Consider the following 10,133-nt stretch of genomic DNA (forward strand, 5'->3'; position numbering starts at 1 on the left):
GGGTGTCCTTTCGCGTTCCATAACCCGCCGCAGCGGCAGAATTGCAAAATAATAATACAAAATTCTATTTTGCAATTCTGGAAGCAGCTTGGCGAAAAAGTCCAAAGGGACTTTTTTTGACAAGCTGATTATACCATACTCTGACAGGGGCGGCAAGCCGCCAATTTTTGCGCGGAAGTTGCATTTTTCGCGGTTTTGTGTTATCGTTATGCAGATGAAAGAAAAAAGAATGGGGGAGATTGCCTTGCGGCGATTTTTTCTTGCCGTTTTCTGTGCGCTGGCGTTGAGCCTGAGTGCGCTGGCGGCGGACGCGGCGCTGCCGTCGCTCGAGGCGGCGGTCAACGTCCGGGAGGACGGCGTGTGCGAGGTCACGATGACGGCGGAGGTGGATTTTTCCGCCGCGCAGGACAGCCTGCTCATCCCGCTCGGGACGGACGCGCGCGACATCACGCTGGCCGGGTGGAGCTATGAAACGGTCCTGCAGGATGGCGTGACCTGCCTGAAGCTGAGCAATCCTGCCGGCTTCAGCGGCAAGCAGCAGTTTACCTGCAGCTATACGCTGCCGTGCCGTGCGGCCGAGGCCGCGGACGGCCAGCAGTTCCGTCTGAGCCTGCCCGAGACGGGCTGGGACTATGCCATTGACAGCTATTCCCTGACCATGACGTTTCCGGCACAGGTCACGAACGCGCCGGAGTGGACGAGCGGCTACTACGGCGACGTGGTGGATAACTATCTCGACATCCGCACGCAGGAAAATACCGTGACGGCGAAGTCCACGGCCGCCATGCGCGATCATGAGACGCTCACCGTTTCGGTACAGTTCCCGGCGGATACGTTCAATCTGCGCGACCAGCCCGGCAAGACGGCCGGGTTCGACCGCATCGCCTTTCTGGTGCTGCTGGCGGCGGCCGTGGCGTTCTGGTTCCTGCGCCTGCGCAGCGGGCTGATCCTCCCGCGCGCGCAGCAGACCATCGGCATGGAATCCACGGCGGGTGAGATCCCCTGCCAGCTCCTCGGCGAAGCGCCGGACGCTGCGGGCATGATCGTTCATTGGGGCAACCTCGGCTATCTGACCGTGCGGATGTCGCGCGGACGGGTGATCCTCTATAAGCGCATGGAGATGGGCAACGAGCGCAAGCCCTCGGAGCGGCGCTTCTTTGCCGCGCTGTTTCGCGCGGGCGCTTCGTGTGAGGCGGGCGGCCTGCGCTACCAGGCTGCCGTGCGCGAGATGCAGGCTCCGATCCTGACGGGCTGGCGGCGGCGGATGTTCACGGGCGGAAACCCGCTCGTGCTGCGCCTGCTCGGCGCAGCGGCAGGCCTGTTTGCCTCGCTTCTGACGTTTGACCGCCTTCTGCCTGCGACGGGCTCACGCTGGGTCTGGCTGCCGGTGCTGACGGCGCTGGGTACGGCGGCCTGCGTGCTCGTGCAGCGGGGCGTGGGCTCCCTGTTCCGCCGCCGCCGTGCGCTGGCCTTGGCGCTGGGCGGCCTCAGTGCGATCGCACTTGTGATCTTCGGCGTACTGGCGGGCTCTCTGCCCTATCAGCTCCTGAGCCTGCTGCTGCAGGTCTTCTGCGCGGGGACAACGCTGTTCGGCGGCCGCCGGACTTCCGCAGGCGAGGAGGGCCTGCGCCGCCTGCTCGGTCTGCGGCGCTATCTGCGCCGGGCAGACAGTGCCTCGCTGCAGCGCCTGACGCTGCAGGATCCACAGTATTTCTACCGGATGCTCCCGTTCGCGGAGGAGATGGGCGTCGGCGGACGTTTTGTCCGCTGCGCGGCCGGTCTGGAGCTGGAGCCCTGCCTCTGGCTGGAGGGCGCGGCCCCGCGCCGCGCCGGGGACTTCTTCGCCCGGTATGCCGCCGTCTGCGCCCGTCTGCGCGGAGAGGACGGCAGAGCGTCTGCCGTTCCGTGCCGCCCGGCTCCGCGGCCCGCAGCCCGTACGGCCTCCCGTCCTGCGCCGCAGCGCCGCACGCCGCCGTTTGCCGCGCCGGAGCCGCAGCGGCCGCCGATGCGCCCGCACCGCAGAGAGGAGTATGATCCGGATGAAGTCTGAGGAATACCGCTTTTACGCGCTCGTATCCCGCATGCGCTATATCACGCGCTGGGGCCTGATGCGCAACACCTTTTCCGAAAACGTGCAGGAGCACAGCCACATGGTCGCCGTGCTGGCCCACGGGCTGGCGCTCATCCGGCGCGACATCCTCGGCCTTCCGGCCGATCCGGAGCGCTGCGCCACGGCGGCACTGTTCCACGATGCCTCCGAAATTCTGACCGGCGACCTGCCGACGCCGGTGAAGTATTATAACCCCGACATCCGCGCGGCCTATAAGCAGGTGGAGCGCGTGAGTGCGGATAAGCTGCTCGAGCTGCTGCCCGAGGCCCTGCGCCCGAGCTATGCTCCGCTCGTGCGGGAGTCCGACCCCACGGTGCACGACATCGTCAAGGCGGCGGACAAGCTCTCGGCGCACATCAAGTGCATCGAGGAGCTGCGCGCGGGAAATCAGGAATTTGCCTCGGCAGCCGAGCAGACAAGGCAGGCCCTGACGGACATGCACCTGCCGGAGCTGGACTGGTTTCTGGAGCACTGTCTGGACAGCTTTGGAAAAAATCTCGATCAATTGGAATAATATTCACTGCACTTCTGAGGCTCCCTGCCGGGAAACTGGCGGGGAGCCTTTTTGAAAGCCCTTACATAGTAATTTTACAGAATATTCCTCTGTGATTTTGCACAAATTCGAAAAACAGAAATTGTGACCTTCGACAAAGTTATACAGAACCCCTTGACAATGGGGCAAAACAGCGGTATCCTAGCACCAGAAATTGAAGTAAGCGTTTACATTTTCAGTCAGGCACAGCGGATGCCTGACCGGCAGCGACCTCCCGGAAGCGGGACAGCGATGCGCTGCTTTTTTTGAGCGGATGTCTGTAAGCCCTTACAACTCCCAAAATTCCGGGAATTCCGGAGCTTGGGAGCGGAAAAGCGGCACAGGACGGTGAGGGGAATGGGAAAGCAGGAAGCCAATATCTACGAGATCGCCAGAGAGGCCGGTGTCTCCATCGCAACGGTCTCGCGCGTCATCAATCACAGCAACGCGGTCAGCGAAAAGAGCTACCGCCGCGTGATGGATGCCGTCCGCAAGTTCAACTACGTTCCCAACAGCACGGCCCGTTCGCTCAGCACCTCGACCTCGACGTCCATCGGCGTCGTCATCCCGGATATCAACAACCCGTTCTTTTCCCTGCTGCTCGAGGGCATCACCCGCGTGGCCGATGAGCGGGGCTATCACGTTCTGCTGTTCAACACCGCAGAAAATACGGACCGCGAGCATCAGGTCCTGCAGACCATGCGCGAGCACCGCCTGCGCGGCATCATCATCACGCCGGTCTCCGAGCAGGACCCTGATACGATGAAGCGGCTCCACAATTTTGAGACACTCGGCATCCCCGTGGTTCTGCTCGACCGTGAGGTCGACAGTCAGTTCTTCGACCGTGTCGTCACGGACGATGAGCGCGGCGTGCATGCGGCCGTCAGCGAGCTGATCCGCGTCGGTCACCGCCGCATCGCCATCATCACCGGGCCCGAGGCCTCGCGCCCCGGCCGCGAGCGTCTGCGCGGCTACTACCGCGCACTGCGCGAGCATGGCCTGCCCGTCACACCGGCTTATATCCGCAAGGGCGACTTTATGGTCGACTGTGCCTATGAGCAGACGCTGGCGCTGTGCGCCATGCAGGAGCCGCCCACGGCGGTGTTCTCTTCCAACAATATGACGACCTACGGGTGCCTCAAGGCGTTCAACGAGCTGGGGCTTCGTGTAGGGGCCGACATCGCTTTGGTTGGCTTTGATGATATCGACGCACTGTGCTGGCTGGATTACAACATTTCCGTCGTCAGCCGTGACGTGCCGGAAATGGGCAAGCAGGCCATGCGCCTGCTGCTGCAGCGGTTTGAAAGCGAGCGGGGTGAGCGCGCGGGCGCGCGCGAGTGCCTGCCGACGGAGCTGCTGCTGCGCGGCTCGGAGCTGCTGCCGGAGAGCGGCAGGGCACATTAATAATAATTTGTCAGGTTTGTGAGCCGGAGCTTTCCGGCGTGTTTGACTGGAGGTAACGAAATTGAAACAGAAGGTAACGGTATTTGGCAGCTTTGTCGTCGATCTCATGGCGCGCACCCCGCATCTGCCCGCTCCCGCCGAGACGGTCAAGGGCAGCTTCTTCAAGCAGGGCGCAGGCGGCAAGGGCTTCAATCAGGGCGTCGCGGCGCATAAGGCCGGCGGCGATGTGGCAATGATCACGAAGCTGGGCCGCGATTCCATGGCGAACGTGGCACTGGACGTCATGACCGAGCTGAACATGCCGAAGGATTTTCTCTTCTATAACGACGACGTCGCAACGGGCATCGCCCTCATCATGGTCGATGAGAATTCGAGCCAGAATGAGATCGTCATCGTTCCGGGCGCCTGCGGCACCATCACGGCCGAGGACATCAAGTCCGTTGAGCAGCGCATCTGCGATTCCGCCTATATTCTGCTGCAGCTCGAGGTCAATCAGGATGCCAACGAGGCCGTAGCAAAGCTTGCCAAGGAGCACGGCGTCCGCGTCATCCTGAATACCGCCCCGTATCAGCCCGTCACCGACGAGTTCCTGAAGGGCTGCTGGCTCGTCACCCCGAACGAGGTCGAGGCAGAGGAAATGACCGGCGTCCCCGTCACGGATCTCGAGAGCGCGAACCGCGCCGCGAAGATCTTCTTCGAAAAGGGTGTTGAGAACGTGCTCATCACGCTCGGCAGCCGCGGTGTTTACATCAACACCGGCGACCGCGCCGAGATCATCCCCGCCTTCCATGTCAAGGCCGTTGACACGACCGGCGCAGGCGATGCCTTCAATGGCGGCCTGCTGGCCGCTCTGGCCGAGGGCAAGGACATCTGGGAGGCTGCCCGCTTCGCAAGCGGCCTGGCTGCCCTGTCCGTGCAGCGCATCGGTACGACCCCGGCCATGCCGACCCGCGAAGAGATCGACGCGTTCCTCGCGGAGCACTGATTTGTTTCTGACGCACCGGATGTGCGTGAAAATCTGAAGGAGGATCATTCATCATGTTAAGAGGAGTTCCTGATATCATCGGTTCTGATCTGCTCAAGGCTCTGGCCGATACCGGCCACGGCGATCTCATCGTCATCGCGGACCACTTCTATCCGCCCGTCACGAAGTCTCCGAACGCCATCAGCATTCAGGCCAAGGGCAACACGGCCGCCGAGATGGTCGACGCCGTCCTGCAGCTCGTTCCGCTGGACGTCGAGTATGAAGCCCACCCCATCGAGTACATGGTCCCGGATGCGGATTCCGGCGTTGTCCTGACGGAGAACAAGGTCTGGGACGACACCATCGCCGCCGTCGTGAAGCACGGCTACGATGCCAAGTGCGTCGGTCAGATCGAGCGCACGAAATTCTATGAGAAGGCTGCAAAGGCCTACGTCACCATCTGCACGAGCGAGCGCCTGCCGTATGGCTGCATCATCCTGCAGAAGGGTGTTATGTGATCGGATGTAATTGCAGCGTGCAATTTCATTAAATAAATTAGGAGGAAAACAACAATGAAGAAACTCATCGCACTGCTTCTTGTGATCGCTATGGTCGGCTGCCTGTTTGCTGCCTGCGCAAGCGATGGCAACAACGACACCCAGCCCGCGACCGACGCTCCCACCGAGAGCAACGACAACAACAGCGACAACACCGACAACACCGACAACACCGACAACAACGAGTCCGGCAAGACCTACAAGATCATCTATGTCACTCCGTCTACGGCTTCCGATTTCTGGAGCCAGATCGAGACCGGCATCAAGCAGGCCATGAAGGACTACGAAGCGCAGCTCGGCGTTAAGATCGAGTACTCCATCACCGGCCCTGCCGAAGAGGCTGATGCAGAAGGCTATGTCTCCGCTCTGGAGAACGCGATCGCCAGCCAGCCTGACGCGATCCTGACCGCTACCCTGAACATCGACCCGACCGTCCCGAAGGCAAAGGAAGCCCATGACGCAGGCATCGTCCTGAACTTCGTCAACTGCGGCCTTGGCAACGGCGATGAGGGCGACGAGGGCACTCATGGCGAGTACTACAACGAGTTCTACTACTGCTCCAACACCACCATCGGCGAGATGGCCGCTCAGGCTTTCCTCGACGCCATGGCTGAAAAGGGCATCTCCACCGACAAGGGCACCATCGGCATGCAGATGAACATGGAGAACGCTGCTCTGGACTTCAGAATGCAGGGCTTCCGTGACTACATGGCTGAGAAGGCTCCCGGCCTGACCCTGACCGACACCGAGTACAACGACAACGACTCCGCGGATGCTCAGGCTGATGCCGAGAACACCATCAACGCTGTCGGCGCTGACCTCATCGGCATCTATGCCGGCAACAACGTCACCTGCGACGGCGTCTGCAACGCTCTGCGTGCTGCCAACATGAAGGAAGGCGTCGTTTCCATCGGCGTTGACTCCGACGATGTCGAGATCGCCGCTCTGCGCGACGGTTTCCTGTCCGCCATCATTGTTCAGGACGCTTTCACCCAGGGCTACAAGTGCATGGAGAACGCCATCCTGACGCTGGTCAACGGCCAGAACCCCGAGACCACCAAGCAGGTCAACTGCCCGCCTGTCGTTGTCAACATGGAGAACATCGACAGCGAGAAGATCCAGTTCATGATGTCCCCGTACGTCAAGTAATTCCGGACTGAATATCGATCTCTGAACGAAACCGTGAGGGCCGCTGCGGCCTTGCAGACCGCAGCGGCCTTCTTTTCCAAAGGAATGAGGGTGCAACATTGCAAGAGAATACGATCTTAAAAATTGAGCACGTCAGCAAGTTCTACCCCGGTGTTACGGCACTGAAAGACGTGAGCTTCACCTTGCAGAAAGGCGAGGTGCGTGCGCTGGTCGGTGAGAACGGCGCAGGCAAATCCACCCTGATCAAGTGCATCATGGGTGTCGAGAGGCCCGATGAGGGCAAGATCACCATGAATTATAATGGTGAGTGGGTCGTCAATGCCACCGCAGTCGATGCGCAGGCACACGGCGTCTTTGCAAACTACCAGCAAGTCAATATTGCTCCGGATCTCAGCATCGCGGAGAACTACTTCCTCGGCCGTCAGCCCAAGACGAAGCTCGGCCTCGTCGACTGGAAGAAGATGGCCCGGGACAGCAAGAAGATCATCGATAAATTTGAAATGGGCGTTGACCCTCTGGCGAAGATCCGCGAGCTTCCCATTGCCATGCAGGCGATGGTCACGATCAGCAAAATCTCCGTGAACGAGGATATCCGTCTTGTCATTTTCGACGAGCCGACGGCTCTGCTCGAGAATGAAAAGGTCGATATGCTCTTCCGCTTCATCGGAGAGCTGAAGAGCCAGGGCGTCAGCATCATCTATATCAGCCATCGTCTCGAAGAGATCATGCAGATCTGCGACAGCGTGACCATCCTGAAGGACGGCTCCTACGTCGATACGATGCCCATTGAGAACGTGACGAAGGATTCGCTGATCCAGATGATGGTCGGCCGCCCCGCCACGGATATCTACAACATCCGTCACTTTGACACTGACGAAGAGCTGCTGCGCGTGGAGAACTTCAGCGACAGCAAGCACTTCAAGAATATTAATTTCACCCTGCATAAGGGCGAGATCCTCGGCTTTGCCGGTCTGGTCGGCGCGGGACGCAGCGAAGTGATGCGCGCCCTGACGGCCGTGGAAAAGCGCCTGAGCGGCGATGTCTATCTGAAGGGCAAAAAGGTTCACCTTTCCAATCCGACCGACGCGCTGAAGCACGGCATCGGCTTCCTCACCGAGGACCGCCGCACCGACGGCTGCGCGCTGAAGCTGGATATCAAGACGAATGTCAACATGAGCTCCTACGATATGATCAGCAAGGCGGGCTGCCTGAACCTCCGCAAGGAGAAGAAGCGCGCGGAGGAATTCTCCAGAAGCGTGAATGTCAAAACGCCGTCTATTTCGCAGCTCGTCGGCAATCTCTCCGGCGGCAACCAGCAGAAGGTCGTTATCGCCAAGCTGCTTTGCCGCGATCCCGAAATCCTGATCTTTGACGAGCCGACCGTCGGCATCGATGTCGGCGCGAAGCAGGAGATTTTCAAGCTCATCGAGCGCCTGACCGAACGCGGCCGCGGCGTGATCCTGATCTCGTCCTATCTGCCGGAGGTCATGGGCCTTTCCGACCGTCTGATCGTCATGGCGCAGGGCAAGATCACCGCAGAATACGACAAAGAAGCTCTGAAGACCCTTACGGAAGCGGATGTTCTCCGTATGGCCTCCATTGAAGACTAAGAGGAGAGATAGTTATGTCCACGCTTACCAAGAATAAAAAGCCCAATGCGTTTGTGCGGCTGACCAAGCACTCTGAGTTCACCATCGGCCTGGTCGTTATCGCGCTGTTCCTGCTGGCCACGTTCCTGACCAAGAACTTCTTCGGCTCCTACAACCTGAAGAACCTGACGAAGCAGGGCGCCATCGTCGGCGTTCTGGCCGTCGCGCAGACCTTCATCATCATCACGAGCGGTATCGATATTTCCGGCGGCGCCATCGCCGGTCTCGGCTGCATGACAATGGCCATGATCATGAACGGCAAGGGCACGTCCATGCTCGGCATTGCCATCCTCGCCAACTTCGTCGTCTGCACCCTGTGCGGCTTCCTGAACGGCGTGATCATCTTCGACCTGAAGGTCCCCGCCATGATCGCCACCCTCGGCACGCAGACCATCTTCCGCGGCATCCTGAAGCTGCTGTGCAACGGCAACTCCATCTCATTCTTTGAGCCGGACGGCGCAACGTTCGTCAAGCTCTTTGACACCATCGGCAACTATGACATCTTCGGCGTCCTGCCGGTCCTGGCCTGCATCTGGATCGTCGTGGCAGTCATTGCCTTCCTGGTCCTGCGCTACACCGTCTTCGGCCGCGACCTGTTCGTCATCGGCTCCGGCATCGAGGTCGCCCGCCTGAGCGGCATCAAGGTCCGCAAGACCTTCTACCTTGTTTACTCCCTCGCCGGCTTTGTCTATGGCATCGCTGCCATCATGTTCGCCGGCCGTATCCTCCGCGCCATGCCGAACACCGGCGACGGCTACGACATGGACGCCATCGCGGCGGCAGTTATCGGCGGCGCTTCGCTGGCCGGCGGCCGCGGCGCGATCACCGGCACGTTTGTCGGCACGCTCCTGATGGTCGTCATCAAGAACGCCGGCAAGGCCTTCCAGATCAACGACTACATCCTCGACGTCATCACCGGCGCTCTGATCATCTTTGCCGTCGCAATGGACATGGTCAAGAGCCGCAAGAAGGCGTAACCTCCTACCCTCATTCCTTTTCCGTCCCCCGGTTTCGGCCGGGGGGCGGAAAAAAGAAAAAATACAAGAAAACACTTGACAAACCGTGCAAAATCGGATATAATCATTTTGCTGTTTCGGCGGCGGGTCATATATGGCGGCATAGCTCAGTTGGTAGAGCATTCGGTTCATACCCGGAGTGTCATTGGTTCGAGTCCAATTGCCGCTACCAAAACGGCCCGTTGGTCAAGTGGTTAAGACACCGCCCTTTCACGGCGGTAACATGGGTTCGAGTCCCGTACGGGTCACCAGAAAACAACCTTTGTCCTGAGGACAAGGGTTTTTTCTCTGTCTATGGCACTTTTTGAGGGGTATCCCGGCACGAAACCGGAAATGAGGGGCAATGTGCCATTTGAAAGAGAAAATGGAAATTCCTGTGATTGCAAAACGGTAACAGACCTGATATCATCGGTCCAGTCCTCGCGAGACGAATCCACAGGAGGAGGTTTCCCATGTTCTGGATCCGTGATTTTGATTGCAGCGCGATCCGGACGATGCGGTGCATTCTGTTTGGTGTGGGCTGCTGAGCGGCAGCCGCAGCGGCCGGGGGGATCCCCGGCCGCTTTATCGTTCGCCGCAATGTAGCGACTGCACCAGCCATTGTAGGGGAGCGGCGTGCCCCTCCCGGAGCAATACTGGCAGTTTGCACCGGGTATCGAAAAATGGTGTGCACCAATTGCGTCTGTAGCGGCGCTCACTGCGCAGCCGTTGGCGGCTCTGCCGCCTTACGGATGCGGCGTGCCCCTTGCGGG

The 10,133-nt window shown here is 60.0% G+C and carries 8 protein-coding genes and 2 tRNA genes; all 10 read left to right on the plus strand.

Features of this window, described 5'->3' with window-relative positions; translation table 11 throughout:
• Positions 1-244: 244 nt before the first annotated feature.
• The 10 genes from WMO66_RS10055 (at position 245) to WMO66_RS10100 (ending at position 9,632) form a co-directional block, all read left to right on the plus strand.
• Positions 245-2,050: a DUF2207 family protein gene (locus WMO66_RS10055; protein WP_349136289.1), complete on the plus strand. Its 1,806-nt coding sequence runs from the start codon at positions 245-247 to the stop codon at positions 2,048-2,050.
• Positions 2,040-2,624: a 5'-deoxynucleotidase gene (yfbR, locus tag WMO66_RS10060; RefSeq protein WP_349136290.1), complete on the plus strand. Its 585-nt coding sequence runs from the start codon at positions 2,040-2,042 to the stop codon at positions 2,622-2,624. Before WMO66_RS10055 ends, yfbR begins: the two co-directional genes overlap by 11 nt.
• Before the next feature lie 375 nt (positions 2,625-2,999).
• Positions 3,000-4,046 (plus strand): LacI family DNA-binding transcriptional regulator, encoded by a 1,047-nt coding sequence (locus WMO66_RS10065; protein ID WP_349136291.1) that lies wholly within the window; start codon positions 3,000-3,002, stop codon positions 4,044-4,046.
• Positions 4,047-4,107: 61 nt separating this feature from the next.
• Positions 4,108-5,031 (plus strand): ribokinase, encoded by a 924-nt coding sequence (gene rbsK / locus WMO66_RS10070; RefSeq protein WP_349136293.1) that lies wholly within the window; start codon positions 4,108-4,110, stop codon positions 5,029-5,031.
• Positions 5,032-5,084: 53 nt separating this feature from the next.
• Complete coding sequence (locus WMO66_RS10075) at positions 5,085-5,528, plus strand: RbsD/FucU family protein (RefSeq protein ID WP_349136295.1); 444 nt, start codon at positions 5,085-5,087, stop codon at positions 5,526-5,528.
• 54 nt (positions 5,529-5,582) lie between these two features.
• On the plus strand, positions 5,583-6,716 hold the full coding sequence (locus WMO66_RS10080) for a substrate-binding domain-containing protein (RefSeq protein WP_349136296.1): 1,134 nt from the start codon (positions 5,583-5,585) through the stop codon (positions 6,714-6,716).
• Positions 6,717-6,814: 98 nt separating this feature from the next.
• Positions 6,815-8,326: a sugar ABC transporter ATP-binding protein gene (locus tag WMO66_RS10085; protein ID WP_349136298.1), complete on the plus strand. Its 1,512-nt coding sequence runs from the start codon at positions 6,815-6,817 to the stop codon at positions 8,324-8,326.
• Between the two features lie 14 nt (positions 8,327-8,340).
• Positions 8,341-9,342, plus strand: coding sequence for an ABC transporter permease (locus WMO66_RS10090; protein ID WP_349136300.1), 1,002 nt, complete (start codon positions 8,341-8,343; stop codon positions 9,340-9,342).
• A gap of 135 nt (positions 9,343-9,477) precedes the next feature.
• Positions 9,478-9,553, plus strand: a tRNA-Met gene (locus WMO66_RS10095).
• Between the two features lie 4 nt (positions 9,554-9,557).
• Positions 9,558-9,632: transfer RNA gene (locus WMO66_RS10100), tRNA-Glu, on the plus strand.
• Positions 9,633-10,133: the final 501 nt, after the last annotated feature.

The sequence above is a fragment of the Faecousia intestinalis genome, assembly GCF_040096185.1.
Taxonomy (GTDB): Bacteria; Bacillota; Clostridia; order Oscillospirales; family Oscillospiraceae; genus JAZOXB01.

Coding starts and splice junctions, on each gene's coding strand:
- yfbR (WP_349136290.1), top strand. CDS start 2,040: ATGAAGTCTGAGGAATACCGCTTTTACGCGCTCGTATCCCGCATGCGC.
- WMO66_RS10065 (WP_349136291.1), top strand. CDS start 3,000: ATGGGAAAGCAGGAAGCCAATATCTACGAGATCGCCAGAGAGGCCGGT.
- WMO66_RS10075 (WP_349136295.1), top strand. CDS start 5,085: ATGTTAAGAGGAGTTCCTGATATCATCGGTTCTGATCTGCTCAAGGCT.
- WMO66_RS10080 (WP_349136296.1), top strand. CDS start 5,583: ATGAAGAAACTCATCGCACTGCTTCTTGTGATCGCTATGGTCGGCTGC.
- WMO66_RS10090 (WP_349136300.1), top strand. CDS start 8,341: ATGTCCACGCTTACCAAGAATAAAAAGCCCAATGCGTTTGTGCGGCTG.